Origin of the sequence: Mesorhizobium sp. M0601, assembly GCF_040320845.1 — a bacterium.
Taxonomy (GTDB): Bacteria; Pseudomonadota; Alphaproteobacteria; order Rhizobiales; family Rhizobiaceae; genus Mesorhizobium.
Genome location: NZ_JAMYQK010000001.1, coordinates 326,480 through 353,332, shown reverse-complemented (window position 1 = coordinate 353,332; position 26,853 = coordinate 326,480). Strand labels below are relative to the sequence as shown.

The 26,853-nt window shown below is 63.6% G+C and carries 22 protein-coding genes; 18 read left to right on the top strand and 4 right to left on the bottom strand.

Going from position 1 to position 26,853, the window contains the following annotated elements; genetic code table 11:
- Positions 1-63 precede the first annotated feature (63 nt).
- Positions 64-1,347, bottom strand: a complete 1,284-nt coding sequence (locus NKI41_RS01755) for an NAD(P)/FAD-dependent oxidoreductase (protein WP_352681087.1) — start codon at positions 1,345-1,347, stop codon at positions 64-66.
- Between the two features lie 225 nt (positions 1,348-1,572).
- Between NKI41_RS01755 and NKI41_RS01750 the strand changes: the two genes are divergently transcribed.
- The 6 genes from NKI41_RS01750 to NKI41_RS01725 all read left to right on the top strand — a co-directional run bounded on the left by NKI41_RS01750 (position 1,573) and on the right by NKI41_RS01725 (position 7,760).
- The gene (locus NKI41_RS01750) at positions 1,573-2,730 is read left to right on the top strand and encodes a fumarylacetoacetate hydrolase family protein (protein ID WP_352452558.1); all 1,158 of its coding nucleotides are present in this window, start codon (positions 1,573-1,575) and stop codon (positions 2,728-2,730) included.
- 78 nt (positions 2,731-2,808) lie between these two features.
- Complete coding sequence (locus tag NKI41_RS01745) at positions 2,809-3,603, top strand: SDR family oxidoreductase (protein WP_352681085.1); 795 nt, start codon at positions 2,809-2,811, stop codon at positions 3,601-3,603.
- Between the two features lie 250 nt (positions 3,604-3,853).
- Complete coding sequence (locus NKI41_RS01740; protein ID WP_352473388.1) at positions 3,854-4,786, top strand: substrate-binding domain-containing protein; 933 nt, start codon at positions 3,854-3,856, stop codon at positions 4,784-4,786.
- 107 nt (positions 4,787-4,893) lie between these two features.
- The gene (locus tag NKI41_RS01735; protein ID WP_352579431.1) at positions 4,894-5,880 is read left to right on the top strand and encodes an ABC transporter permease; all 987 of its coding nucleotides are present in this window, start codon (positions 4,894-4,896) and stop codon (positions 5,878-5,880) included.
- A 3-nt stretch (positions 5,881-5,883) separates the two neighbouring features.
- The gene (locus NKI41_RS01730; protein WP_352681082.1) at positions 5,884-6,678 is read left to right on the top strand and encodes an ATP-binding cassette domain-containing protein; all 795 of its coding nucleotides are present in this window, start codon (positions 5,884-5,886) and stop codon (positions 6,676-6,678) included.
- A 59-nt stretch (positions 6,679-6,737) separates the two neighbouring features.
- Positions 6,738-7,760 carry a LacI family DNA-binding transcriptional regulator gene (locus NKI41_RS01725; protein WP_352681080.1) on the top strand — a complete coding sequence of 341 codons (1,023 nt, stop codon included), beginning with the start codon at positions 6,738-6,740 and terminating at the stop codon, positions 7,758-7,760.
- Positions 7,761-8,309: 549 nt separating this feature from the next.
- Here NKI41_RS01725 and NKI41_RS01720 read toward each other — a convergent pair.
- Positions 8,310-8,891, bottom strand: coding sequence for a TetR/AcrR family transcriptional regulator (locus NKI41_RS01720; RefSeq protein WP_031211029.1), 582 nt, complete (start codon positions 8,889-8,891; stop codon positions 8,310-8,312).
- 253 nt (positions 8,892-9,144) lie between these two features.
- On the opposite strand from NKI41_RS01720, the gene NKI41_RS01715 reads away from it, so the two are divergent.
- From NKI41_RS01715 to NKI41_RS01685, 7 genes are all read left to right on the top strand, one after another.
- Positions 9,145-9,417, top strand: coding sequence for a hypothetical protein (locus tag NKI41_RS01715; protein ID WP_352681078.1), 273 nt, complete (start codon positions 9,145-9,147; stop codon positions 9,415-9,417).
- The gene (locus tag NKI41_RS01710) at positions 9,411-12,590 is read left to right on the top strand and encodes an efflux RND transporter permease subunit (protein WP_352681076.1); all 3,180 of its coding nucleotides are present in this window, start codon (positions 9,411-9,413) and stop codon (positions 12,588-12,590) included. The genes NKI41_RS01715 and NKI41_RS01710 overlap by 7 nt, the downstream gene beginning before the upstream one ends.
- Positions 12,591-12,606: 16 nt before the next feature.
- Complete coding sequence (locus NKI41_RS01705) at positions 12,607-13,761, top strand: efflux RND transporter periplasmic adaptor subunit (RefSeq protein ID WP_352466107.1); 1,155 nt, start codon at positions 12,607-12,609, stop codon at positions 13,759-13,761.
- 294 nt (positions 13,762-14,055) lie between these two features.
- Complete coding sequence (locus tag NKI41_RS01700; protein WP_352473393.1) at positions 14,056-14,781, top strand: GntR family transcriptional regulator; 726 nt, start codon at positions 14,056-14,058, stop codon at positions 14,779-14,781.
- Between the two features lie 50 nt (positions 14,782-14,831).
- Positions 14,832-15,938, top strand: a complete 1,107-nt coding sequence (locus NKI41_RS01695) for a mandelate racemase/muconate lactonizing enzyme family protein (protein WP_352681074.1) — start codon at positions 14,832-14,834, stop codon at positions 15,936-15,938.
- 203 nt (positions 15,939-16,141) lie between these two features.
- Positions 16,142-17,464 (top strand): NAD(P)H-dependent oxidoreductase, encoded by a 1,323-nt coding sequence (locus NKI41_RS01690; RefSeq protein WP_352473396.1) that lies wholly within the window; start codon positions 16,142-16,144, stop codon positions 17,462-17,464.
- A gap of 20 nt (positions 17,465-17,484) precedes the next feature.
- Complete coding sequence (locus NKI41_RS01685) at positions 17,485-18,978, top strand: xylulokinase (protein ID WP_352681072.1); 1,494 nt, start codon at positions 17,485-17,487, stop codon at positions 18,976-18,978.
- Here NKI41_RS01685 and NKI41_RS01680 read toward each other — a convergent pair.
- On the bottom strand, positions 18,975-19,937 hold the full coding sequence (locus NKI41_RS01680) for a sugar-binding transcriptional regulator (RefSeq protein WP_352681070.1): 963 nt from the start codon (positions 19,935-19,937) through the stop codon (positions 18,975-18,977). The genes NKI41_RS01685 and NKI41_RS01680 overlap by 4 nt on opposite strands.
- A gap of 308 nt (positions 19,938-20,245) precedes the next feature.
- Between NKI41_RS01680 and NKI41_RS01675 the strand changes: the two genes are divergently transcribed.
- The 5 genes from NKI41_RS01675 (at position 20,246) to NKI41_RS01655 (ending at position 25,546) form a co-directional block, all read left to right on the top strand.
- The gene (locus tag NKI41_RS01675; RefSeq protein ID WP_502895673.1) at positions 20,246-21,229 is read left to right on the top strand and encodes an ABC transporter permease; all 984 of its coding nucleotides are present in this window, start codon (positions 20,246-20,248) and stop codon (positions 21,227-21,229) included.
- Positions 21,230-21,379: 150 nt separating this feature from the next.
- A complete protein-coding gene (locus NKI41_RS01670) occupies positions 21,380-22,318 on the top strand; it encodes a sugar ABC transporter substrate-binding protein (RefSeq protein WP_023674026.1) in 939 nt (312 codons plus the stop codon).
- A 33-nt stretch (positions 22,319-22,351) separates the two neighbouring features.
- The gene (locus tag NKI41_RS01665; RefSeq protein ID WP_352681067.1) at positions 22,352-23,860 is read left to right on the top strand and encodes a sugar ABC transporter ATP-binding protein; all 1,509 of its coding nucleotides are present in this window, start codon (positions 22,352-22,354) and stop codon (positions 23,858-23,860) included.
- A gap of 127 nt (positions 23,861-23,987) precedes the next feature.
- Positions 23,988-24,752 carry an SDR family oxidoreductase gene (locus NKI41_RS01660; RefSeq protein ID WP_352502025.1) on the top strand — a complete coding sequence of 255 codons (765 nt, stop codon included), beginning with the start codon at positions 23,988-23,990 and terminating at the stop codon, positions 24,750-24,752.
- 8 nt (positions 24,753-24,760) lie between these two features.
- Positions 24,761-25,546, top strand: a complete 786-nt coding sequence (locus tag NKI41_RS01655; protein ID WP_352681065.1) for a glucose 1-dehydrogenase — start codon at positions 24,761-24,763, stop codon at positions 25,544-25,546.
- Between the two features lie 52 nt (positions 25,547-25,598).
- On the opposite strand, the gene NKI41_RS01650 is transcribed toward NKI41_RS01655, so the two are convergent.
- A complete protein-coding gene (locus tag NKI41_RS01650) occupies positions 25,599-26,681 on the bottom strand; it encodes a D-alanine--D-alanine ligase family protein (protein WP_502901191.1) in 1,083 nt (360 codons plus the stop codon).
- Positions 26,682-26,853 lie beyond the last annotated feature (172 nt).

Here is a 26,853-nt window from a genome sequence, read left to right as displayed (position 1 = left end):
AATCGATTAAGCTTTTTTCATGTTTGTGAAATTGTCAAGCTGTTTCATGCTTGGGCATGAACGTCAGCGTTCGAACGCGTCCAGCATCCGGTACCAGGCGATGGTCGCGGCGACGCCGACCTGCCGAAACGCATGAAACGGAATCGGCCGGATCGGCGAGACCGGGAACGGCAATTGCCTGGTGTCGCCGCTCGACAGGTAGGAGGCGATGCGCTCGCCAAGCGCGGTCATCAGGCCGATGCCGCGGCCCTGGCAACCGACGACCGCCAGCAGACCCTTCTCTGGCTCGTGGATATGCGGGAGATGGTCCGGCGTCATTGCCACCCGGCCGAACCACCGCTTTTCAATGGCCACATCGGACAGCGCCGGGTAGAGCCGCAGCAGCGCGCGTTCCAGATGCGCCCAGTCGGCCGGGCCGTTCGGCAAGGCCATGCGGCCGCGTCCGCCGAGCACCAGCCGACCATCGGAACTCTTGCGGTAATAGACGAGGATGCGGCGCGAATCCGACACTGCCTGCCCTTCCGGCAGGATCGCCGCCGCGAGATTGGACGATAGCGGCGCTGTCGCGATCTGGAAGGAATGCAGCGGGACGATCGTCTCGGCGAGGCCGGGAAGCAGGCCGCCGGTATAGGCGTTGGTCGCCAGGACAATCGCCTTGGCCTTGAGTTCGGCGCCGCTTTCCGTAGAAACATGCCAAATGCCGGCATTCTTGCTGATCTGCATCACGTTCTGGCGCTCGGCGATCTTTACGCCCGCCGCTGCAGCGACGCGCGCCAGTTCCGACGTGTAGGCGAGCGGATCGATGGCACCGGCGCGGCGATCGAGCAAGCCGCCGAGATAGCCTTGCGCGCCGGTCATCGTCGCGATCTCCGTCCCGCTCAGCAGCCGGACATCGGCGCCGCGCGCCCGCCACTGCCGATCCCGGTTCGCCGACGCTTTCAGCGCGGTCTCGGTATGCGCGGCCTGGATCCAGCCATTGCGGACGAACGGCACCGCCAGTCTTTCGTCGCGGATCAATTCGAAGACGGTGTCAGCGGTCGAGGCGGCAAAGTTGACGAGCGCTTCGCCGCGTTCGAGACCAAAATGCTCCAGCAGCCAGTCCGGATCGTATTTCAGGCCGGGAATGACCTGACCGCCGTTCAGGCCGGATGCGCCATTGCCAATTTCGCCGGCCTCCAGCACCTGGACGGCAAGGCCGAACCGGGCAGCGTGCAAGGCTGTCGACAGCCCCATGATACCGCCGCCGACGATAACGACATCGACGCATCGGCCGGCTGGAAAAAGCGACTGGAACGCGGTGGCCGTCCGCGGCTTCTGCCAGATTGGATCGGAAAACCGTACGGGCAAGCGTCACCTGGAGATTTCAGTAGGTGAAAACCCTAGCGACGGTTTCATTATTTTGAAAGAGCGTTTTCCGTCGCCGTTGGCGCACGTCAGGCTCGATCAAGGTCCAGCGATGCGAAGACCGCTTGAAAGAATTGACAAAGCTCGTCCTGCAGGCGGGATAGACCTTTGGCGGGAATTTGTTGAAAGTGCCGCAGCCGAAGGACAAGCCAACAGGAAATGTAAGCCATGACGAACGCCACACATTTGCCCGCCGAAGGCCTGTTCGTGGGCCGCGCCCGGGCGAGCGATGCTTCCCATCCGCTGGTGGTCACGGTGCGTGACGGCACGGTCTTCGACATCACGTCAAATGTGGCACCGACCGTGCGCGACGTTTGCGAATTGCCGGATCCGGCGGGGCACGTCCGCTCGGCCAAGGGGCGGCCGATCGGCCCGCTCGATGCCATTGCCGCCAACAGTTTCGAGACAGCGCGCGATCCGGGGAAACCGTACCTGCTGTCTCCTGTCGACCTGCAGGCGATCAAAGCGTCTGGCGTCACCTTTGTCGTCAGTCTGCTCGAACGGGTGATCGAGGAGCAGGCGCGCGGTTCGGCGGAAAAGGCCGACGCCATTCGCGCCGACATCGCCGGGCTGATCGGCCACGATCTGTCGAAGCTCAAACCCGGCTCGCCGGAAGCGATGGAGATCAAGGCCAAGCTGATAGCGCGCGGCGCCTGGTCGCAATATCTGGAAGTCGGCATCGGCCCCGACGCCGAGATCTTCACCAAGTGCCAGCCGATGGCCTCGGTCGGCTTCGGCGCCGATGTCGGCCTGCATCCGGTTTCGACATGGAACAATCCGGAGCCGGAGATCGCCATGATTGCCGCCAGCAGCGGCAGGATTGTCGGGGCGACGATCGGCAACGACGTCAATCTGCGCGACGTCGAGGGGCGCTCGGCGCTGCTGCTCGGCAAAGCCAAGGACAACAACGCTTCGGCAGCACTTGGCCCCTTTATCCGGCTGTTCGATGAGACATTTTCAATTGGCGACGTAAAACAGGCGATCGTACGCCTGAAAGTCGAGGGCGAGGATGGGTTCTCGCTGGAGGGCGCCAGTTCGATGGCCGAGATCAGCCGCTCGCCGGAAGAGTTGGTCGCCGCCGCCATGGGGCCGCATCATCAATACCCCGACGGGCTGGCGCTTTATCTCGGCACCATGTTCGTGCCGTCGAAGGATCGCGGCGAAACAGGCAAGGGCTTTACCCACAAAGTCGGCGACATCGTCACCATCTCGTCGGAGAAATTCGGCGCCTTGGTCAACCGCGTGCGGCTGTCGCCCGACTGCCCACACTGGACCTACGGCGCCAGCCACCTGATGCGCGACCTCGCCAGGGCCGACCTCATCTAGTCCCGCAGCCTAACATCCGATAGTTTCTAGAATTCTCTGATTGGAAATTACCTGCTCGTCGGCATTCGGGAGAGTCCATTGATCGTCGCTCTTGAGGGCAAGACCCTTGTCGTTACCGGCGGAACGCAAGGCCTTGGCGAGACCATCGCCCGGCTGGCCTCAGCCGACGGCGGCGAAGGGATCGCCATTGTCGGCCGCAATGCCGAGCGTGGCAGACGCATCGCCGAAGAGCTTTCACGACCAAGCCGGCCCGTCGTCTTCATCCAGGCCGATCTTGGAGATCCGGCCGCGCCTGCAGCTGTCATGGCGGAAGCGATCAAAAGACTCGGCCGCATCGATTGTCTGGTGAACGCCGCGGCCCTCACCGACCGGGCCTCGCTGGAAACTGGCACAATCAACGACTGGGACAGGTTATTTTCCGTCAATGCGCGCGCGCCGTTCTTCCTCATGCAGGCGGCCGTAGCCGACATGAAGACACGGCGGGCGGCGGGGGCCATCGTCAACATACTGTCGGTGAATGCGCATTGCGGTACGCCGGACCTTGCCATCTATTCCGCAACCAAGGGCGCGCTTTCGACGCTGACCAGAAACATTGCCAACGCGCATCTTTCCGATCGCATCCGCGTCAACGGCATCAACATGGGCTGGGTAGCGACGCCGGCCGAACAAGAGATGCAGGCGCGCACGCTGGGCAAGGGCGAAAACTGGGCAAAGATTGCCGCCGCCGGCCTGCCGCTTGGTCGATTGCTGACCATGGACGAAGTCGCCCAGCTAACGCTGTTCCTGCTCAGCGACGCCTCCGGGCTGATGACCGGGACGCTTATCGACCTAGAGCAATCCGTGCTCGGCGCGCCGCCGCGCAGCATTGCATGACGGTCGCAAGGCCGATCGTCGCCCGCCTGGAAAATATCAGCCAAACTGATGCAATCTGATGGGATTGCTGATGGCGCGGTGCCTTGCGCCAACGTCCATTGGCAATCGAGGCTTGCCATCGATCGAAAAAGGGAATGCTCTAATGCGCCCAGGTCGACGCTGGCAAATGCGATCACGGCTTTGGCCGCGCACGGTTTTTGGCCGCGATCGTCGTCGGAGGAGGAGTTCGGTTCAAATGGGAGGAAATCAAATGCTGACGAGGCTAAGACTGCTTGTACTTGGCTTGGTGGTGGCCCTGGCCATTCCGGCCGCGGCACAGGCCAAGACGTTCTACTGGATTTCGCATGGCGGCCCGGCCGATCCGGTCTGGACCTACTTCCTTGCCGGCGCCAAGCAATGGGCGGCGGACACCGGCAACACCGTCAACACGTCGTTCCACAATGGCGACGTGGCGTCGCAGCAGGAGGCTGTTCGCGCCGCGATTTCCGCCAAGGCCGACGGCATCACCACGACCAGCCCTGATCCGGGCAGCCTTGTGGAGATCGCCAAGGAAGCGCGGGCGGCGAACATCCCGATCATCAACTTCAACACGCCCGACCCGAAGGCGGACTTCAACGCCTATGTCGGCGGCGACAACGTCACCTTCGGCAAACATTGGGCGCAGTATCTGGTCGACAAGGGCCTTGTGAAGAAGGGCGACTTCGTCTGGATGCCGGTCGAGATTCCCGGCGCCACCTATGGCGTCCAGGAAGAGGAAGGCATCAAGAGCGTGTTCGAGCCGCTCGGCATCACCTACGAAATCACCGAAGCGACGCTCGACCAGGCCGAAGTGATCAACCGCATGGTCGATTACCTCACCGCCAACAGGGCCAAGGTCAAGGCGGTTATCGGTCTCGGCGACCTTGTCACGGGTTCGATCAAGCGGGTGTTCGACCAGGTCGGCGTCAAGCCGGGCGAAATCCCGGTCGTCGGCTGGGGTAACTCGCTCGACACCACCCAGGAAGTGCTGAACGGCTACGTCAATGCCGCGCAGTGGCAGGATCCGCAGGCGACCAGCTACGTCGCGCTGTCGCTCGCCAACATGGCGGCGAGCGGTATTCCGCCCGGCTTCGACGTGATCACCGGCGCGCTCTACGAGAAGGACACCGCGGCAGTCTACGACAAGATCCTGTCTGGCAAATAAATCCGCGATCGAGTTGGTCACGGCCGCTTCGGCGGCCGTGACCTTCTCATCATTCCGCCGAAGCCGGTTGCGGTCGCGGCCAAATCCAATCCTATCGCGGGTCCAAGGTGGAAAATCGTTCTGTTATCCAACGCTCGATCGCGCGGCCCGAGTTCGGGCCGTTTGTGCTGCTCGTCGTCGAGATCGCCGTGTTCTGGGGCATCAACCACGACTTCCTGTCGCCGCAAAACATCTCGAACACGCTGGCCTTCACGGTCGAGCTCGGGCTGATCGCGCTGGCGATGACGCTGTTGATGACATCAGGCGAATTCGATCTCTCGGTCGGCTCGGTGTTCGGCTTCTCGCCGGTCCTGATGTGGACGTTGTTCAACAGCGGCGTCGCCTCGCTGGAAGCCGCTTTCGTCGTTGCGCTGGTGGTCGCTGCGTTCATTGGACTGGTCAATGGCTGGTTCGTGACGCAGCTCAAGATCCCGTCCTTCCTGGTGACGCTGGGCATGCTGCTGGTGGTGCGCGGCACCGCTTTGTTCGTCACCAACGGGTTTCCGCAGCGGACCTGGAGCGCCGAGGGCAGCTGGCTGGCGGAAGCGCTGGTCGGCGATTTCTTCATCGGGCCGTTCCGTATCTACATGTCGCTGTTCTGGTTCATCGCCGCCGCAATCGCGCTCGGTTACGTGCTGACGCAGAGCCGGACAGGCAACTGGATCCAGGCAGCCGGCGGCAACCCGAGTGCTGCAAGGGCGCGCGGCGTCAATGTCAGCGGTGTCAAGATCGGCCTGTTCATCCTGTCGTCGATCCTGGCCTCGCTTGCCGGGGTCATCTCCTCGCTGCGCACCTCGGCGGCCAACCCCAACAGCGGCACCGGCTACGAGCTCGAAGTCATCGCCATGGTGGTGATCGGCGGCACGGCGCTGACAGGCGGGCGCGGCACAATCATCGGCACGGTGCTCGGTATCCTGATCCTGCGCGTGATGCGCAACGGCATCGTGCTGATCGGTGTGCCGGGCCTTGCCTATAATATTTTCATCGGTGCCATCATCCTCGGCATGATGGCGCTCCATTCATGGCTGGAACGCCGGCATCAGGCAGGGACTTGAACCATGGCCGAACCGCTTGTCCGAATGGAAAATATCCGCAAGTCCTATGGCCGCGTGCAGGCGCTGGTTGATGCCAATTTCCATGTCAACGAAAGGGAGATCGTCGGCCTGCTCGGCGACAACGGCGCCGGCAAGTCGACGCTGATCAAGGTGCTGTCGGGCGCGGTCCCGCTGACCAGCGGCGACATCTTCATTCGCGGCAAGAAGGTGAATTTGCGCAGTACCAGCGACGCCATCGCGCATGGCATCGAGACGATCTACCAGGATTCGGCGCTGGTGACGCAGCTGTCGATCGCCCGCAACCTGTTTCTCGGGCGCGAGCCGATCAAGCCGCCGCGCTTCCTCAATCGGATGGACCGGGAGGCAATGAACGTGGTTGCCCGCGACCTGCTCAAGCAGGTCGGCATCTCGAAGAACATCCCGCCGACGACGCCGATCGGCTCGCTCTCCGGTGGCGAGCGGCAGGCGGTGGCGATTGCGCGCGCCATGCATTTCGACAGCGACCTCATCATCCTCGACGAGCCGACCAACAATCTCGGCGTCGCCGAAACGCAAGGCGTGCTGAGCTTCGTGCGCAGCGCCCGCGATTCCGGCCATTCGTGCATCTTCATCGCCCACAACATCCATCATGTCTTCCAGGTGGTCGACCGCATCGTCGTCATGCGCCGCGGCAAGGTGGTCGCCGACGATATTGACCCGAAGAAGACCAGCGTCGCCGAAGTCGAACGCGTCATCACCGGCATGTCGGACAAGGAGATCCATGACGCGCTGGTCGAGGGCACGCAACGGCCCGGCTGAGCAGCCGGGGGTCCGCCTGATCGTCGAGGCACTGGATCGCATCGCCACATGGTTGCGACATGAAAGCCACCGTTTCGGATATTGCCAGGAGCTGCGGCCTGTCGACCGCGACGGTCGACCGCGTGCTCAACAACCGGCCGGGGGCCAGTGCCGCCAACCGGCAGCGCGTGATGGAGGCGGCCAAGCAGCTCGGCTATCTGCCGGTCGTCGACCAGGTCGCGTTGCCATCGCGGCCGGCGCATCTCGAATTCTTCCTGCCGATCGGCAGCAATGCCTTCATGGCCGATCTGGCCAGGCACATCGAGGATTATGCGGCGCGCCTGCCGCTGGTCGCCTCCTGCCGCATCCACAAGCTCGCCGGCATCTCGCCGAGCGCCTTGCAGGCGGCCGTCGAAAACCTCTCGCTCAAGGCGAACGGCGTCGGCGTCATCGCCATCGATCATCCGAGAACGCGCAACATCTTGCGCGAGATCGTCGAGGCCGGCATACGCCTGGTCACGCTGGTGTCCGATGTTCCGGGTGCGCCCCGCTCAGCCTATGTCGGCATCGACAACCGGGTGGCCGGCCGCACCGCGGCGCTGCTGATGGGACGGTTCCTCGGCAGCCGCCAGGGCCATCTGGCGATGGTCGTCGGCTCACGCTCCTACCGCGGCCATGAGGAACGCGAGATGGGCTTTCGCTCCGTGCTCGGCGAGGAGTTCCCCAATCTGACGGTCACAAGCGCCGTTGAGATCAACGATGAGCCGGAGGCCAGTTATACCGCGACCATGAAGGCGCTGCACAGCGAGCCGGAGCTGCTCGGCATCTACTGTATCGGCGCCGGGCGCTCGGGCGTGGCAAAAGCATTGCTCGAAGTCAGGCCGCAGACGAAGCCGGTGTTCATCTGCCATGATCTGACGCGCGAGACGCGCGGCTATCTGGTCGACGATCTGCTCGACGTCGTCATCGACCAGAATGCGCGGCTGATCGCCGAACAGTCGGTCATTCGCCTGCTCGGCTCGATCGCCTCGTCGGCGCCCTATCTGACGCGGAAATTCATCGAGCCGCGCCTGATCTTCAAGGAAAATGTCCCGGTGCAGTGATGTCGCGCGAGGGCGATGGTCGCTCGGGCCTCGATGGTTAAAATTCGGTTGATACCGCAAATCTGCACATCACCTATGCAACTTTTGTGGTTGCCGAATCATTGGGCAATCGATAGTTTCGCAGGTGTCGGCCATCTACTCCTCCCAGATGCGATGCCGACGCTGAGTGCGGCACACCTCCTCCCGTGCCGTATTCGAAATCGAGCCCGCTGCCACCTCCTCCCGGCAGCGGGCTTTTTTTGTTCCAGCTCCGGGATAGCGGCCAATGCTTGCGGTCGGGACAGCACCGGACACGTTTGCTGATCCGCGCATCGATGAGCTTCGCTGCGACCGCCGCGGCTTATCGGGCGGAATCCTGTCACACTTGTCACTCTCACCGGTTCGCCGGCGGCCCTATCCTGCCTCACGACCAGCAAACAACGCCGCGCCGGCAATGGTGCGGAGGATCGGCACAGGAGACGCGAGATGGCACATCGCGATGGGACGAGACATCACCCGGCGGCGCGGCGCGCAATCGAAACGCCACGGGTCGCTTCGCCGCTTGCGAGATTATCTTGCCCTGAAAGACGTGATCAGGCCTTCCGCCATGCGGACGAACTGCGCGCTCGGGCCCTCGGCGCCGACGCTTTGCAGGCTGACGCGGGCGCCCTCGAGCAACAGCGACAGCGTGTCCGCAAGAAGCTCGGCCTGTCCGATGCCGGCATCGCGACACAGCGAGACCAGCCGCTCGCGCTGCGCTTCCTTGAGTTCCTTGATCACTTGCCTTGCCGGATGATCCGCCTCGCTCAGCTCGATGGCGGCGTTGGCCATGTCGCAACCGCGACGGTCCGACATCAGGCAATCGGCCGCCATCCGGACCCAGGCATGCAGCTGCGCCAGCTTGTCGCCCGGATTCTCAGCCTCGAACTTTTCCCACATCGCGTTGGCGCTGCAGGCGGTCGCCCGCAGACATTCGATGATCAGGTCGTCCTTGGACTCGAAATGCCGGTAGAGCGTCATCTTGTTGGTGCCGGCGGCCTCGGTGATGGCATCGATGCCGACGCCGCGAATGCCATGCTTGTGAAACATGTCCCGTGCCGTCTCCAGGATCCTGTCCCGGGGGCGAACACGCTCCACAACACCGTCTGTCATCAAAACCTCCGTGATTGCGTTTCCCGAAATTCCCTCGGTGCACCTCTTGACTAGGGTGTTACCGGTCTGTAACGTTAGAGATGTTACTTACCTGTAACACCCGCATTGCATCATGTCAAACTCGCAAGTGCCGGCCACCAGCCCCGCCCCGATCGGCAAGGGGACGAACCGCACCTTACGGCCTCGGCCGGCGAGCAAGAAAACACCCGATCCGCGGCTTGCCGCGGATCACCAATAACCAGGAGCCGCTTCGATGTCGCAGCGCAATGATCTGACGATCGATGAAGTCGTGAGGGATCCGATGATCCGCATGCTGATGAAGGCCGACCGCGTCGACCCGCGGTCTTTCGAGGCGATGCTGCGTGCGCTGGCGGATGAGCAGGCCGAGCGCCGCAATGCGCCGCGCCACCTTGAAGATTTCGGCTTTCTCGAAGATTCCGGCTCAACACGCAGCCGGCGGCTGTCCAGGGTAGCCAGGGCGTTTGGCCGGGCCAGAGCATCGGGCGAGGCGTGCATCTCATGGTAAACTTCTTCATTCATCGTCCGATCTTTGCGTCGGCGATCGCCATCATCATGGTGCTCGCCGGAGGGATCTGTTATTTCCTCCTGCCCGTCTCGCAGTTTCCCGACATCACGCCGCCCCAGGTCGTGGTCAGCGCCCATTACCCGGGCGCCAGCGCGCAGGTCGTCGCCGACACGGTGACGACGCCGCTCGAACAGCAGATCAACGGCGTCCAGGGGATGACCTATATGTCGTCGTCGAGCTCCAATGACGGCTCCTCGACGATCACCATCACCTTCGACGTCGGCTACGACCTGAGCACGGCGGCCGTCGACGTCCAGAACCGCGTTTCGCAGGCGGCTTCCTCGTTGCCGGCCATCGTCAATCAGGGCGGCGTGACGATCAAGAAGCAGAACCCGAACTTCGTCCTGATCGTCGACCTCACCTCGCCGGACGGTTCCGTCAACCCGGTCGCGCTGAGCAATCTCGCCTATCTGCAGGTGGTCGATCCGCTGAAGCGCCTGCCCGGCGTCGGCGACGTGCAGATCTTCGGCGAGCGGCGCTATTCGATGCGCATCTGGCTCGACCCCGACAAGCTCGCCAATCTCGGCATTACTGCCGTCGACGTGCAGAACGCCGTCGCCGAGCAGAACGTCCAGGTAGCGGCCGGCAAGATCGGGCAATCACCGGCTCCGGCCGGCACTGCCTTCGAGATGCAGGTCAACGCCGTCGGCAGGCTGAGCGATCCCAAGGAGTTCGGCGAAATCGTCGTGCGGGCCAATACCGCCAACGGCTCGCTGGTCAGGCTGCGCGACGTTGCGCGCATCGAGCTCGGTGCGCTGCAATATTCGTCGTCGGCCTTCTTCGGCAAGGACCCGACGGTGGTGCTCGCGGTCTACCAGATGCCGGGCTCCAACGCGCTCGATCTGCAGCAGCGCGTCAAGGACAAGATGCAGGAGCTGTCGGCCCGTTTCCCGAAGGGCGTCAGCTACGCCATGCATTACGATACGACACGTTTCGTTTCGGCCTCGATGCACGACGTGCTGATCACGCTCGGCGAGGCGCTGGTCCTGGTCGTCGCCGTGGTGTTCATCTTCCTGCAAAGCTGGCGCACCACGATCATCCCGACGATCGCAATTCCGGTGTCGCTGGTGGCGACGCTGGCCGTCATGCATATGCTTGGCTTCTCACTGAACATGCTCAGCCTGCTCGGCATGGTGCTGGCGATCGGCCTCGTCGTCGACGACGCCATCGTCGTGGTCGAGAATGTCGAACGCCAACTTGAGGCCGGCCTCAAACCGCTGGCTGCCACGCGTACCGCGATGGCAGAGGTTACCGGCCCGATCATCGCCACGACCGCCGTGCTGATGGCTGTGTTCGTGCCGGTTGCCTTCATTCCCGGCGTGTCCGGCCGGCTCTACAACCAGTTCGCCCTGACTGTGGCGATCTCCTTCGGCATCTCGGCCTTCGTCTCGCTGACGCTTACCCCGTCGCTCAGCGCTGCCTTCCTGCGCCACCGGCCGGAAACACAGTTCGTGCTGTTCCGCTGGTTCAACATGGGCTTCGAACGGCTGGCGCATGCCTATGCGAATGGTGTGCGCATTCTCATCCGCCTGCGCTGGATCATGCTTGGCGTGTTCGCGGCCGGACTTGTCGCGACCTATTTCGTCTGGCAGCGCCTGCCCTCGACCTTCCTTCCGGTCGAGGACCAGGGCTATTTCTTCGTCGTCATCCAGCTCCCCGACGGGGCCTCGCTGGAACGCACCGACGCGGTGGCGCAAAAGGCACGCGACATCCTGCAGAACACGCCCGGCGTCGACATCGTCGGCTCGATCAGCGGCTTGAACTTCCTGACCAGCGCCGCGCAGTCGAACTCGGCGGTCGAATTCGCCATCCTGAAGCCATGGGACGAACGCGGCCCCGACCAGAGCGCCTCGAAGCTCGTCGCCGATGTGCGCAACAAGCTGCTGCAAATTCCGGAGGCTTTTGCGCTGAGTTTCGACCCGCCGTCGATCCCGGGCATCGGCACCACCGGTGGCTTCGAGTTCCAGGTCGAGGACCTGACCGGCCGCGGCAGCGTGGCGCTCAACGATGCGACGCAAGCGGTGATTGCCGAGGCGCGCAAGCAGCCCGAGCTCAACCCGCAGCAATTGTTCTCGTCGTTCTCGACCTCGACGCCGCAGTTCAACTACGATCTCGATCGCGCCAAGGCGAAGCTGCTCGGGCTCAACCTGCCGGACGTGTTCAATACGCTGCAGATCTATCTCGGCTCGCTCTATGTGAACGATTTCAACCTGTTCGGCCGCACCTTCCGGGTGACGATCCAGGCCGACAAGGACTCTCGCGCCGGTCCGGCCGACATTTCGCGGCTCTATGTCCGCAATGCCTCGGGTGGGATGGTGCCGCTGAGCACGCTGGGCAAGCTTGTGCCGATCGTCGGCCCCGAGACCGTGCCGCATTACAATAACAATGCGTCGGCCCTGATCAATGGCGGCGCCGCGCCCGGCTTTTCGTCCGGCCAGGCGGTGGCGGCGATGGAACGTGCCGCTGCCACGGCGTTGCCGAGAGATTTCGGCTACGAATGGACCGGCATCACCTATCAGGAGCTCAAGGCGGGATCGATCGCATCCGTGGTCTTTGGTCTCGCGATCGTCTTCGTCTTCCTGATCCTCGCCGCGCAATATGAGAGCTGGGCGATGCCGTTCATGGTGCTGCTGGCGGTGCCGCTCGCACTGTTCGGTGCGTTCGTCGTGCTTTGGCTGCGTGGCATGCAGATCGATGTCTATTCGCAGATCGGCTTCGTCATGCTGATCGGACTGGCGGCCAAGAACGCGATTCTGATCGTCGAGTTTGCCCGGCGCCGGCGCGAAGAAGGCCTCAGCATCGTCGACGCCGCGATGGAAGCGGCGCGGCTTCGGCTGCGACCGATCCTGATGACCGCCTTCGCCTTCATCCTCGGCGTGCTGCCGCTGATGTTCGCTACAGGTGCAGGTGCCGCAAGCCGGCAGTCGATCGGCACCACCGTCTTTGGCGGCATGGTCGCGGCGACGATCCTGTCGCTGGTGTTCGTGCCGGTCTTCTATGCGGTGATCGAGCAGCTGCGCGAGCGCCGCAGCGAGAGCGAACCGGTTTCCGAAGCGACCGAACAACCAACTGCCGAACCCGCCTTCGAGCCATTGGCCGAAGCCGCCGAATAGGACTGGAGAATTGATCATGCGTAAATGGAAAATCGCGCTGGGAACGGCCGTCGCCCTTGGGGCGATTTCGGTGGCGAGCGTTCACCTGCTCGACATGGGCAGCCTCAGCCTCAACGCGGGCACAGCCGGGGCGGCGACACCCAAGCCGGAAGCCTTTGTCATGCCGGTGCCGGTGGTGAGCGTCGTCAAGAAGACGATCCCGATCTATCTCGACTACGCCGCCCGGGTGGAGCCGATCCGCAGCATCACGCTGCAGGCGCGCGTGCCGGGTTATCTGCAGGAGCAGGTTGCCACCGACGGCAGCGACGTGGCGAAGGGCGACCTTCTCTACAAGATCGCGCCGGAGGATTTTCAGGCTGCCCTCGAGCAGGCGAAGGCGCTTATCCAGCGCGACACGGCGACGCTCGACTATGCGCGCTCCAATCTCGGGCGCGGCAGCGAACTCGCCAAGAGCGGCTATCTCGCCAAGGACGTGTTCGACCAGCGCACCAGCACCTTGCGTGAGGCTCAGGCCTCGCTCGCCGTGAACCAGGCCGCCTTGCGGACCGCCGAGCTCAATTTGAGCTATACCGAAATCCGAGCCCCGTTCGCGGGACGCATCGGACGCAGCCAGGCTTCCGTTGGAACGCTGGTCAGCGTTGCCGGCACCGTGCTCAATTCGCTGGTGCAGCTCGATCCGATCTACGTCACCTTCAATCCGAGCGAAACGGACCTGACACAGATCGAGGAAGCCCGGGCCGCGGGACCGATCAGTGTCGACGTCCTGCTTCCCGGTGAAACGGAACCGCGCCAGAAGGGCGATCTTACCTTCATAGACAACACGATCGATCGCTCGACCGGCACGATCACGGCACGGGCGACGATCGGCAACGGCAAGTTCACGCTGCTGCCCGGCCAATATGTCCGCGTCCGGCTGCACGTCAAAGAGCAGCCCGATGCGCTGATGGTACCGCAGACGGCACTCGGCTCAGGCCAGCTCGGCAAATACCTCTATGTCGTCGGCAAGGACAACACGGTCGACCAGCGTATCGTTTCGCTCGGACCGACCAATGGCGATCAGGTCGCCATCTTGAGCGGTGTGGCCGAAGGCGACCGGGTGATTACCGGGAATCTGCAGAAGATCGGCCCGGGAATGCCGGTCTCGCCGCTGCCCGAGAAACCGGCCACCTGATAACCCCCATCAGGTCCGGTTCCGCGGCGCCCTCGGCTCCCACGCCAAGGGCGCCGTTTTGCTATGTTTCGTTCTACGCAATTCCTTGGGGAAAGCGCTACATACGCCGGCTTCGAGAAGCCGGTGTGATGTTCAGCGATGAAGAACGGGTCGGTCTTTGCGGCCGTGCGGCCTGACGGCCTTGCCGGCGCCGCAAGCCAGCCGGCCAAGCGGAAGTCAAGAAATCCACAACCCGCCTCTTGTTAGATTGTCGACAATCTGCTTGTCTTGATTTCGGTTCCCTGGAGCAGCCGAATGGCAAAGCTGGATTTCAGTCCGATCGCCGATACGACACGCAGGGCCGAGATCGTAGGGCTGCTCCGGCGGGCGATCCTGACCGGCCAGCTGGAACCTGGACAGAAGCTCAACGAACTCAGGATTTCCGAGCAGATGCGGGTGAGCCGCGCGCCGCTGCGCGAGGCGATGCGCGAGCTGGTGCAGGAAGGCATCCTGACCAGCATCCCCTACGCCGGAACCTTTGTCATCGACGTCACCGCCAAGGACATCGACGACGCCTATTCGCTCAACAAGGTGCTCGACGAGTTCGCCATCGCGCGGACCTGGCCGCTTCGCGACCAGCGCTTCTTCGACGAACTCGACCGGCGTCATGCGGCGGTGAAGCAGGCGACGCGCGAACTGGACACGACGCGGCAGATCGAAACAGCGCTGCAACTGCATGGCCTGATCCACGAATGGGCCGACAATTCGGTGCTGCTTGAAACGTGGCAACGGCTGACCAGCCGGCTGCAGATGTATTTCGCGTTGCACCAGCGGGCGCGCAACGAGCCGGTGCCTGCCGAAGATGCTCACGAGACCTATGTACGGCTGCTCAAGGGCAGCGACATGCGCGCCGCACAGCGCCACGCCAAGGAGCATATCGACCTGGATTTCGAAGAACTGCTCGCCTATGCGCGCGGGCTGGAACAGCGCGGCTCAAAGGGCGCCGGCGCCGATCGTGCCGGCCGACCTAGAGGCGGCTGAGCCCTACAAATTTGACGGACATCCCGGAACACAGACAACGGACAGAAAACGTGCAGATCAAAACCATCAAAGCCTACCATGTCGTGCAGCCCTTCGTTGACGGGCTTTACCGTATGTCCAAGGGGCGCGTCGCCGATGCGTTCGACGCGGTGATCGTCGCCGTCACCGCCGATAGCGGGCTCACCGGCTGGGGCGAGATGGCGCCGCTTGGCAACTTCTATTCGGCTGCCTTCGCTGCGGGTACTCGCGCCGGTGTCCTCGAGATCGCGCCGCATCTCATTGGCCATGACCCACGCGGGCTAGCCAGTATCAACAGGCTGATGGACACCGTGTTCAAGGGCCATCCCTACATCAAGTCGGCGCTCGACATGGCATGCTCGGATCTCGCGGCGCGCGCCGTCGACGTGCCGCTGGTCACCCTGCTCGGCGGACGCGAAAGCGAGACGGCCGAACTCTACAAGGTCGTCACCCACGGCACGGTCGACGCGATGGCCGCGCTCGCCAAGCACATCGTCAAGGACGGCTTTCATCGGCTGCAAGTCAAGGTCGGCGGCAACGTCCATGACGACATCGAACGCGTCACAGCCGTCGCCGCCGCCGTGCCGAAGGGCACCGTCATCTTCTGCGACGCCAATGCCGGTTGGACGCCTTACCAGGCGCGCCAGTTCGTGGATGCGACGCGCACGATCGACTACACGTTCGAGCAGCCCTGCACGACGATCGACGAATGCCTGTCGGTGCGCCGCTCGCTCGACAAGCCGATGGTGCTCGATGAATCCGTCGCCTCGCTTGATGATATGCTCGATATCCATCGCAAGGGCGCGGCCGACGGGCTGACGCTGAAGATCTCACGCCTCGGTGGCGTCACCAAAACGCGCCAGATCCGCGACCTTGCCGTCGACCTCGGCTTCATGATCACGGTCGAGGACACTGGCGGCGCCGAGATCGACACATCGGCCATGGCGCATCTGTCGCTGTCGACGCCGGAGGAGCGCCGGCTGCACGCCATCGCCTTTCACGAATGGGTGACGGTGCGCACCGCATCCAACATGCCGCCGGTTTCGGGAAGCCGTATGGGCATTCCGGATGGGCCGGGCCTCGGCATCGATGTCGTTCCCGGCCTGCTCGGTGCGCCCTTCTTCGAAATCGGCAGCTGAGCTGCAACAAGGCTGCACCCAATCAAGCTGAATATGCCGCGTCCTTCTGACTGTCGTGCGGATTGACCGCTCATCCAATCGTCTTCGGCCGATTGCAGAGCGACAATGCCCAATTGCCGGTTGAAATATTTTTCATTTGCAAATAGAAATGTTCAAAACGCTGATTTGGACGCTGCGGCGCGTCAGGAACTGGAGGAAACGACATGTCCCATCCGCAATTTGCAGCGGAACTTCTGCAGCGCGCTGAACAGCAGGGGCCGATCACCATCGGGCTTGCCGGCGCCGGACAGATGGGCACCGACATCGTCGTCCAGGTCGCGCTGATGCCGGGCATGCGGATCGGCGCTATTTCCGAAGTCAGGCCGCAGGCAGCGATCGACGCGGCGCTGCTCGCTGGCCATGACCATTCGGACATCGTCCAGGCCGGCAATGCGGCCGCGATCGACCGCGCCATCGAGGCCGGCAAGATCGCGGTGACCGAAGATTTGCATGCACTGGCGGCGGCCGGCCGGATCGACGTCATCATCGACGCGACGGGCAATCCCAATATCGGCACGCTGTTCGCGCTGGAAGTGATGAAGAACGGCAAGCACATCGTCATGCTCAATGTCGAGGCCGACATCACCATTGGCCGTTTCCTCAAGGACGAAGCGCGTAAGGCTGGCGTCGTATATACCGGTGCGGCCGGCGACGAGCCCGCCTGCACGCTGGAGATCATCGGCTTTGCCAAGAGCCTCGGCTTCAACATCATCGCCGCCGGCAAGGGCAAGAACAATCCGCTGAAGATCGACGCCATGCCGGCCGACTACGAGAAGGAGGCGGCCGAGCGCAACATGAATGCGCGCATGCTGGTCGAATTCGTCGACGGCTCGAAGACGGCGATCGAGATGGTGGCGATCGCCAATGCGACCGGGCTGGTGCCCGACGTGCCGGGCATGCACGGCCCGACCGCGACGCTGGAGGAACTGGCCAGCGTGCTTTGCCCGCGCGAGGATGGCGGCGTGCTGCATCGCAAGGGCGTGGTCGATTACTCGATCGGCAAGGGTGTGGCGCCCGGCGTGTTCTGCATCATCGAGACCCGGCATCCGCGTGTGCTGGAGCGCATGATCGACCTCAAGGTCGGCAAGGGGCCCTATTTCACGATCTTCCGGCCCTATCATCTGACCAGCCTGGAAGTGCCGCTGTCGGCGGCGCGTGCGGTGGTCTACAAGCGTGCGGACATGGAGCCGCTCGACCATCCGGTCGCCGAGGCGGTGGCGGTCGCCAAGAGCGATCTTGGTGTGGGCCAATCTCTCGGCATGATCGGCGAGAATGACTATCGCGGCTTCGCCATGACCTGGGGGGATGCGCGCGCCCGCGGCGCCCTGCCGCTCGGCCTTGCCGAACGCGCCAAGGTGGTCAAGCCGCTCAAGACCGGCGACTTCCTGACCTATGAAAATTGTGTACCCGACGATTCGATGGTGATAACCCAGATCCGCCGCCGTCTCGACCAGTCGGACGGACGGTTCGTTACAAACGCAGCCTGACCCCGCCGGATCTCCGCCTGATGGACGATGTCGTAATCGGGATCGACGCCTCGACCACGGCCGTGAAGGCGATTGCCTTCGCGCGCGACGGCGAGGAGCTGTTCCAGGCGCGCGAGCCGTACCCGCTTTCAAATCCGAAGCCCGGCCATTTCGAGCAGGACGCCGAACATTGGTGGACGGCGCTGCTTGGCGCATTGAAGCAGGTCACCGAGGCGGTCGGCGCTGCGCGGGTGGCGGCGATCTGCATCGCTCACCAGCGAGAGACCTTCACGCTGGTGGACAGCGCCGGCAAAGCACTCATGCCGGCGATCCTGTGGCTCGACGAACGCGCCCGGCCGCAGGTTATCAGGCTTTCGGCCGAACTCGGCCGCGAGGCGATCCGCGACTGGAGCGGCAAGCCGCCGGACCCGACGCCGGCGCTCTACGCTATTGCCTGGCTTGCCGAGCACCAGCCGCAAGTGCTTCGCCAGGCAGCGGCACTGGTCGACGTGCACGGTTTCTTCGTCCAGCGGCTGACCGGACGATTGGTCACCAGCACCGCAAGTGCGGATCCCCTCGGGCTGCTCGACGTCGAGAAGGGTACCTGGCATCCCCGCCTCGTTGCGGCCGCCGGACTGCAGATGAAGCAATTGCCCGAGCTGGTCGCACCAGGCGTGGTCTGCGGCAGTCTTTCCGCAAGCATAACGCAGCTGACCGGCCTGAGGGCCGGCACGCCGGTCGTTGCCGGCGCTGGGGACGGCCAGGCGATGGGTCTCGGCATGGGCGTCTACGGCGAGGGCAAGAGCTATCTCTCGCTCGGCTCCGGCGTGGTCAGCGGCTGCTATTCCGGCAAGGTGAAAACCTCGGACGCCTTTCGCACGCTGGTCTCGCCGACCGGCTCCGGTTTCATGCTGGAGACCGTGCTGCGCTCGGGCATGCAGCTGGTCGACTGGATCGTGCAAACCACCGGTTCGCCTTCGGCGGCAGCGCTGGAGAAAGTGGCGCTGGATGTTGCCGCGGGCAGCGAGGGCCTGCTCATCATGCCCTATTGGGCCGGCGTCATGAGCCCGTATTGGGACGGTGCGGCGCGCGGCGCCATTGTCGGCCTGTCGCTGGATCACCGGCCGGAGCATCTCTTCCGCGCTGTCCTGGAAGGCATCGCCTTCGAGCAGGCCGTCGCCACCGAGGCCATGGAAGCCCAGGCCGGCGGACCGGCGGCGATGATTGCCGCCGGCGGCGGCACCAATTGCGCGCTGCTCATGCAGATCATGGCAAGCGTGCTCGAGCGGCCGCTCTCGGTTTCGCCGGTCAACGAAGCCGCCGCACTCGGCGCTGCCATGCTGGCGGCAGCGGCTGTCGGCTGGTTTGCCTCGCCGGAAGCCGCCGCGCAGGCAATGGCTGCCGCTCCCACCAGGCATGTCGATCCGGTCGACGGGCTTGTCGCCGCCTATCGCAGCCGCAAGGAAATCTACCGCGACCTTTATCAGGCGACGCGCGACATCCACACCCGCCTCAGCGCTCTCGGCGAAATCTAGCGGTTGAGCAGGCCCTTGGCCGCGTCTTCGTCGGTGATCAGAACCGATACCTTGGTGTTGGCGAGCGCAGCCCGCATTACCGCTACCTTTTCGCTGCCTCCCGACACCAGGATGATGCTCGGGATATCCGACAGATCCTGCAGCGGATAGGCGCAGACGCGGCGGTTGACCTCGTGGTCGACCGGGCGGCCCTCGGCGTCGATGAAATGACACAGAATATCGCCGACGGCACCGGCCGCCTGCAGTTCCTCGAGTTCGCTTGGCTTGATGAAGCCGTAATTGGCGATCGGGCTGTCGTTGGAAAACGAGCCGACGCTGAGCACGGCGATGTTTGCCCGGCGTGCACGGAAGACGACGTCCTGAACGCTGCGCTGGCTCATGAAAGCGTCGCGCTGCTCCGGCCTGTCGGCATAGACCGGCACCGGCAGCAGGAAGCACTCCGCACCGATCTTTTCGGCGAAATCCCAGGCGCTTTCTGTCGGGTTAAGCGGCTGGGCATGGGTGAGGCCGCCAAGCATCGAAACCACCGTCGTCCTGGCGATGGGCCGCCGCGGCAATTCATTGATGGCGAATTTCAGTGTCCGCCCCCAGCCCAGTGCGATGACATCGCCGGCATTCACATGGTCGGCCAGGTAGGCGGCGGCGGCGTGGCCGATCATCAGCGGCGCGTTGCTTCGGTCGGCCGCCGACGGCACCACAACAGCCTGGCTGAGCCCGAACCGCTGCTTGAGGCTTTCCTCCAAAATCACGCATTCGACGACGCTGTCGCGGATGCGAAACTGGACGACACCCTCTTCGCGGGCGGCGGAGAGAATGCGATGCACCTTGATGCGGCCGACGCCGAGAATTTCGGAAATCCGCTCCTGTGTAAGACCCTCGACATAATAGTGCCAGGCGGCGCGGGCCTTGAGTTCGGCGTCGGGGAAGCGCGGGACTCTTTCGTTCTCTACGATCGTCATCTGTTTGCCTTGCCGCAGCCGCCGGCTCTGCTCATGATATTCCAATCCGGCGACTTCGAAATGCCCAAGATTTCGGAGACCTTGCGTAAGGCAAACCGGCGGACAGCGCAAACCCGTCGTCGAATGAAGCGGCAGGCCTTGACAATTTTCCGACGAACAGTTTAGCTGAACAAAATTGCATGTAAAAGATAAATTGTTCACAGGGAGGGGCCTGGTGAACAAAGTGGCCCGGTGATGCAGCGCCGGATTGCTGTGGAGGAGACAAAGTGGCTGTGAGCAACGACGCAAGCAATTTGAAGGCAGGCGAGTTGAAGGCAGGCTCTGGCGCGCAGGCTACGGCGGGCGCAAGGTTTTCGGCTGTCTTTGCCGGAACCATGGGTCCGCTGATCGGGCTGGCTCTGCTGTGCCTGGCGCTCTCGCTGACTACCGACACGTTCCTGACCATCCGCAACATCCTCAACGTGCTCGACCAGGTCACCGTGCTCGGCATCATGGCGATCGGCATGACGCTGGTCATCCTGATCGGCGGCATCGACCTGTCCGTCGGCTCGGTGCTGGCGCTGGCTTCCATGGTGATGGGCTTCGTCGCCCATCCGGACTATCTCAATCTCGGCCTGCCCGCCGGCATCGCCGCGGCCCTCGTCGTCGCCGGTCTTTGCGGCCTGGTTTCGGGCCTGCTGGTGACGGTCACCAAGCTGCCGCCCTTCATCGCCACGTTGGCGATGATGTCGGTGGCGCGCGGCCTCGCCAACATGATCACCGACGGCTCGCAGATCGTCGGCTTTCCCGACTGGTTCACCAGCCTGTCGATAATCCGCCATTTCGGCTTCCTCTCGGTCACCGTCGGGCTGATGATCGTGCTTGCGGTCATTTTCGCGATCTTCCTGAATTATCGCGCTACCGGGCGTAGCCTGTACGCAATCGGCGGCAGCGCCGAAGTCGCCCGGCTGTCCGGCATACCGGTCAAGTCGCTGACAAACTGGGTCTATGCGATCTGCGCCGTGCTGGCCGGTCTCGCCGGCATCGTGCTTGCCGCCCGGCTCGATTCCGTCCAGCCGAGCTCCGGCCTTGGCTACGAACTCGACACCATCGCGGCGGTGGTGATCGGCGGCGCCAGCCTGTCGGGCGGCGTCGGTTCGATCGGCGGCACAGCCATCGGCGTCCTCATCATCGGCGTGCTGCGCAACGGGCTGAACCTGCTCGGTGTCTCGCCCTTCATCCAGCAAGTGGTTATCGGCGTGGTGATCGCGCTGGCGGTGGCCACCGACACGTGGCGGCGCCGAGCACAATGAAGAATGGGGCACAATGAAGAATTGGGCTCAATGAGATTCGCCCCGATATTCGGGCGAAAACGGATCGGTGATCCGAAACTGGGAGTTGTTCGGCCAAGGGGCGCCGCGATGCGCGGGCAGGACAGATTGAACATCAACGGAGGAATAAACATGCTGACCAAACGTTCATTGCTGCTTGCCGCCGCGGCCGTCATCCCGCTGCTTGGCCTGTCCGACATGGCCTCGGCCAAGGAGGCCAAAAAGCTCGGCCTCGCCGTCGCCAATCTGCAGGCCGACTTCTTCAACCAGATCAAGCAGTCCGTCGAAGCCTACGGCAAGGAAAAGGGCATCGAGGTCGTTACCGTCGACGCCAAGGGCGATTCGGCGACTCAGGTCAGCCAGGTGCAGGACCTGATCACGCAGAACATCGATGCGCTGATCTATATTCCGGCCGGCGCCACCGCCGCCACCGTGCCGACCAAGACCGCCAAGGCTGCCGGCATCCCGGTCGTCAATGTCGACCGCAACGCCGACGGCGCGCCCGGCGATACCTTCATCGCAACCAACAGCGTGGCATCGGCCAAGGCGGTTTGCGACTACATCGCCAAGCAGGCCGGCGGCAAGGGCGAGCTGATCATCATCCACGGCCAGAAGGGCACGACGCCCGAAGTCGACCGCTCGAAGGGCTGCGGCGAAGCGCTGAAAGGCTATCCCGACATCAAGGTTGTCGGAGAATTGTGGAGCGAAGGCTGGCACCAGGACGAAGGTTTCAAGCTGACGCAGGATCTGTTGCAGTCGCACCCCGACGTGTCGATCGTCATCGGCCAGGCCGATGCGCTGGCGCTCGGTGCGGCGCAGGCGGTCAAGGTCGCCAATCCCGGCCATAAGGTCTGGGTTGCCGGCTTCGACGGCGATGTGGCGGCGCTCAAGGCACTGAAGGACGGCGTCTTCGACGTGACCGCGACGCAGCAAACCCAAGGCATGGGCCGGCTCGCCGTCGACGCAGCAATCAAGCTGGTGGCCGGCGAGACCATTCCCGCCGAACAACTGCAGGATGCGACGCTGACCACCAAGGACAATGTCGAGCAGTTCATCGCCAAGCATCCCTGATTGAGACCAGTCCGGCAGTCGACGAGCGCAACGATGTCCACCGATCCTCGCCACACGCACAGCGCCAATAACGGGCTCGTCGTCAGCGGCCTCTGCAAAAGCTACGGGCCGGTGCAGGTCCTGGCCGATGCGAGCTTCGAGGTGCGGCCGGGCGAGGTCGTGGCGCTGCTTGGCGAAAACGGCGCCGGCAAGTCCACCGTCTCGAACATCATCGCCGGCTCGACCAAACCCGATGCTGGCACCATCTCCTGGCGGGGGAAACCTTATTCCCCCGCCAATCCTGCCGCGGCGATCGACGCCGGCATCGGCATGATCCACCAGGAGCTGAAGCTCTTGCCCGATCTGTCGGTCGCCGAAAATGTCTATGTCGGCCGCCTGCCGATGCGTGGCGGCCGCATCGACCGCGCGGCAATGAACGCACGGGCATCGGCCCAGTTGAAGCGCCTCGGCCTCGATGTCTCGCCCGAGCGCAAGGTGCGCACGCTGCGTATCGCCGCCCAGCAGCAGGTCGAGATCGCCAAGGCGCTGACGCTCAATGCCGAGCTGCTGATCTTCGACGAACCGACGGCCGCCCTTGGCGGCGAGGAAACGGAGCTCCTGTTCCAGCAGATCCGCAAGCTCAAGGCGGAAGGCATGTCCTTCATCTATATCAGCCACCGGCTGGACGAGATCGCCCAGATCGCTGATCGCGTGGTGGTGATGCGCGACGGGCGCATCGTCGCCCGGCACGAGCGCGCCGACATTCCGGTGCGCACCGTCGTCGAGCAAATGGTCGGCCGCAGTGTCGAGCGGATGTTCCCTACGGTATCGGCGCCGGGCAACGACACGCTGCTCGAGGTCGAGAACCTGTCCTCGCCGGAACGCAGCTTTCAAAATGTCAGCTTTTCAGTGCGGGCCGGCGAAATCCTCGGCATTGCCGGGCTGATCGGCGCCGGACGCACGGAGCTGGTGCGGGCGATCGCCGGTGCCGATCCGATCTCATCGGGATCGGTGCGCGTCGCCGGCAAGCCGGTGCATCTCAATGGCCCGGCGGCGGCGATCAAGGCCGGCGTCGTCCTGGTACCGGAAGACCGCAAGGCGCAGGGCGTGGTGCTCGACCAGACGATCGGCGAGAACCTGGCGATCGGCAATTTCGACCATGTCGCGCCGAATGGCTGGGTGTTCCCGAAGGCGGTGCAGAAATTCGCCGAGGCCGGCATTCGCCGGCTCGGCGTCAAGGGCCGGCCGAACCAGGCGGTCAGCAAGCTCTCCGGCGGCAACCAGCAGAAAGTGATCATCGCCAAATGGGTGTCGCGCCCGCCCAAGGTATTCATCCTGGACGAGCCGACGCGCGGCATCGACGTCGGTGCACGCGCCGCGATCTATGATGTCATCGCCGACCTTGCCCGCTCCGGCATGGCGGTGGTGGTGGTGAGCTCCGACCTCGAGGAAGTTCTCGGCCTGTCGCATCGCGTGCTGGTGCTGAGCCGCGGCCGGCAACGCGGCATTCTCGACCGCAGCGAAGCAAGCAATATCGCGGTGATGGAACTCGCCACGAGCTAGGAACAGCCCATCGAAACAAAGCGCAGCAGGTGGTATCCTCCCGGGCACCAGACCGCGCGGGGCGCCAGCAACAGAGTTGGCGCCCCTTTATTTCCGGAGGACGGCGGTTGGAGCAGAGGGACCGACGATGAAATTATTCGACCTTCATGGTGACGTGGCACTTGTGACAGGCGCCGGCAGCGGCATCGGGCAGGCAATCGCCATTGGGCTGGCCGAGGCCGGCGCCGACATAGCCTGCTTCGGCCACGCCTCGAAAGGCGGGCTGGAGGAGACCGCGCACCGGATCACGGCACTCGGCGGCAAGGCGCTTGTGCTGAACGGCACGGTGACTTCAGAGGCCGATCTCGCGGCCGCGATCGAGCGTACGGAGATGGAACTCGGCGCGTTGACCATCGCCGTCAACAATGCCGGCGTCGCCGGAGCTGAGCCGGCAGAGACGCTGTCGCTGGAGAAATGGCAGAAGCTCTATGACGTCAATGTCAGCGGCGTGTTTCTGTCCTGCCAGGCCGAGGCCCGCGCCATGCTGACGCGGCGCAAGGGCTCGATCATCAACATCGCGTCGATGTCGGGCTCGATCGTCAATCGCGGCCTGACCCAGGCGCATTACAATTCGTCGAAGGCCGCGGTCATCCACATGTCGAAGAGCCTCGCCATGGAATGGGCCGATCGCGGCCTGCGCGTCAATGTCGTCAGCCCCGGCTACACGCTGACGCCGATGAACAAGCGGCCGGAGGTCGCCGACCAGGTCAGGATCTTTGAGCGCGACACGCCGATGGGCCGCATGGCGGCGCCGGAAGAGATGGTCGGCCCGACCGTGTTCCTGGCCAGCCGCGCCTCGAGTTTCGTCACCGGCATCGACCTGATCGTCGATGGCGGCTTCGTCTGCTGGTAGGAGAAAAGATGCAGAAGCGATTCCAGGGAAAAACGGCGGTCATCACCGGCGCCAGCGGCGGCATCGGCGCGGCAATGGCCAGGCGCTTCGCGGCGGAAGGTGCCGCGGTCGTCGTCAGCGCCATCGACGCGCGCGTCGAAGAGGTCGCCGCCGATCTCAAGGCTACGGGCGCCAGGGTCGCATCGCTGCGCATGGATGTGACGAAGAAAGACGAAGTCGTCGCCCTCTATGACCTGGCCGAGCAGGAGTTCGGCCGCGTCGATATCTCCGTGCAGAATGCCGGTGTCATCACCATCGCCAGGATCGAGGCGGTGACCGAGGCCGAATGGGACAAGGTGATGGCTGTCAACACCAAGGGCGTGTTCCTGTGCTGCCAGGAGGCGATCGCGCGCATCCGCAAGCATGGCGATGGCGGCCGGCTGATCAACACCGCATCCGGCCAGGCGCGGCAGGGCTTTATCTACACGCCGCATTATGCGGCCTCGAAATTCGGCGTCGTCGGCATCACCCAGAGCCTCGCAAAGGAAGTGGCGAAGGAGAAGATCACCGTCAACGCGATCTGCCCCGGCATCATCGACACCGATATGTGGGCCTATAACGATGCCGCATGGGGCAAGTTGATGGGCGACTACAAGCCCGGCGAGCTGATGGCCGAATGGGTGAAGAACATCCCGATGGGCCGCGCCGGCAGCGGCGAGGACGTCTCCGGCCTGGTCAGCTTTCTCGCCAGCGACGATGCGGCCTACATCACCGGCCAGACCATCAATGTCGATGGCGGCCTGATCATGTCGTGAGCGGCGCGGGCCGACGTACCATCGACCGGATATGAATGCCGCTTCGCTGCGTTCAGGCTGCTCGGCCCGCCCGAGCCAATCCATGTTTCACGAGCCGGTCGATGATTTCGGAATAGCTGACGCCGCTTGCCGCCATTGCCTTGGAATACATGCTGATGTCGGTGAAGCCGGGGATGGTGTTGATTTCATTGACCAGGAACTGCATGTCCGGCGTCAGAAAGAAGTCGATGCGGGCCATCCCGTCACAGCCGACGGCTCTGAAAGCCCTTGCGGCCACGTCCCGCATGCCTGCTTCGACCTCCGGCGGCAGATCGGCCGGCACTCTTAGCGCCGCGCCGTTCTCGTCGATGTATTTGGCATCGTAGCTATAGAAATCATGGCTTTCGGCCGGCACGATCTCGCCTGGCCGCGAGACGAACAGGTCGCCTGCCGGGTCCTCCAACACGCTATATTCGATCTCGCGCCCACGAATGAATTCCTCGGCCAACAGTTTGCAATCGTGCCGGAAGGCTTCAGCAAGCGCTCCATCGAATTCCTGGCTGGCATGGACTTTTCCGACGCCGACAGACGATCCCTGACGCGCCGGTTTGATGAAGAACGGCAGGCCGAGCTCGCCTTCCAGTGTGGCGAGGGCGGGCGCCGCACCTTCATGGATCGTCACTGAGCGCGCGATTGGCAGCCCCGCCGCTTCCAGGAGCCGTTTGGCGATGTCCTTGTCCAGCGCGGTTGCCGAACCCAGGATGCCGCAGCCGGCGAGCGGCACCCGAGCCACCTCGGCCACCCCCTGTACCGAGCCGTCTTCGCCATGAGGGCCGTGCAGTACGGGAAACAGGATGTCGATCTTCGGCAGGTCATAGGGCGTGCCGTCGGCCGGGATCGCCATCATCCGTCCGTGCCCGCCCGGAACCAGGCAAACTTCCAAACCGCCCGCAGGCTTTGCGAGCGTACCATCCTGGAAGCTGCTCAGCAGCCACTGTCCTTCGCGCGTGACGAAGATTGGGACGGCATCGTATTTGGCGGGCAGCAGCGCACGCATGACATTGGTTGCTGAAAGCACCGAAACGTCATGCTCGGCGGAACGTCCGCCAAAGAGCACGGCGATGCGCAGTCTGTTCAAGGAAGAGGTCTGCTGCATTGTATCGGTACCCTATCTTGCGGCTCGCATACGGGATGATCGGCAACCTTGGCTTTTTTCGAACCAATCTGCGGGTCCATGTAAAAAGACGGGCCGTGAAATTGGCACCGGCGTTATTCGTTGCGCGACATGACCGTTGGTATATATAATTTCATCTCATGAAAGTGGCTCT

Bases quoted from the DNA above. Each gene is read 5' to 3' on its own strand.
- NKI41_RS01750 (WP_352452558.1), top strand. From the start codon at position 1,573: ATGACGAACGCCACACATTTGCCCGCCGAAGGCCTGTTCGTGGGCCGC.
- NKI41_RS01740 (WP_352473388.1), top strand. From the start codon at position 3,854: ATGCTGACGAGGCTAAGACTGCTTGTACTTGGCTTGGTGGTGGCCCTG.
- NKI41_RS01730 (WP_352681082.1), top strand. From the start codon at position 5,884: ATGGCCGAACCGCTTGTCCGAATGGAAAATATCCGCAAGTCCTATGGC.
- NKI41_RS01725 (WP_352681080.1), top strand. From the start codon at position 6,738: ATGAAAGCCACCGTTTCGGATATTGCCAGGAGCTGCGGCCTGTCGACC.
- NKI41_RS01720 (WP_031211029.1), bottom strand. From the start codon at position 8,891: ATGACAGACGGTGTTGTGGAGCGTGTTCGCCCCCGGGACAGGATCCTG.
- NKI41_RS01715 (WP_352681078.1), top strand. From the start codon at position 9,145: ATGTCGCAGCGCAATGATCTGACGATCGATGAAGTCGTGAGGGATCCG.
- NKI41_RS01710 (WP_352681076.1), top strand. From the start codon at position 9,411: ATGGTAAACTTCTTCATTCATCGTCCGATCTTTGCGTCGGCGATCGCC.
- NKI41_RS01705 (WP_352466107.1), top strand. From the start codon at position 12,607: ATGCGTAAATGGAAAATCGCGCTGGGAACGGCCGTCGCCCTTGGGGCG.
- NKI41_RS01700 (WP_352473393.1), top strand. From the start codon at position 14,056: ATGGCAAAGCTGGATTTCAGTCCGATCGCCGATACGACACGCAGGGCC.
- NKI41_RS01690 (WP_352473396.1), top strand. From the start codon at position 16,142: ATGTCCCATCCGCAATTTGCAGCGGAACTTCTGCAGCGCGCTGAACAG.
- NKI41_RS01685 (WP_352681072.1), top strand. From the start codon at position 17,485: ATGGACGATGTCGTAATCGGGATCGACGCCTCGACCACGGCCGTGAAG.
- NKI41_RS01680 (WP_352681070.1), bottom strand. From the start codon at position 19,937: ATGACGATCGTAGAGAACGAAAGAGTCCCGCGCTTCCCCGACGCCGAA.
- NKI41_RS01670 (WP_023674026.1), top strand. From the start codon at position 21,380: ATGCTGACCAAACGTTCATTGCTGCTTGCCGCCGCGGCCGTCATCCCG.
- NKI41_RS01665 (WP_352681067.1), top strand. From the start codon at position 22,352: ATGTCCACCGATCCTCGCCACACGCACAGCGCCAATAACGGGCTCGTC.
- NKI41_RS01660 (WP_352502025.1), top strand. From the start codon at position 23,988: ATGAAATTATTCGACCTTCATGGTGACGTGGCACTTGTGACAGGCGCC.
- NKI41_RS01655 (WP_352681065.1), top strand. From the start codon at position 24,761: ATGCAGAAGCGATTCCAGGGAAAAACGGCGGTCATCACCGGCGCCAGC.
- NKI41_RS01650 (WP_502901191.1), bottom strand. From the start codon at position 26,681: ATGCAGCAGACCTCTTCCTTGAACAGACTGCGCATCGCCGTGCTCTTT.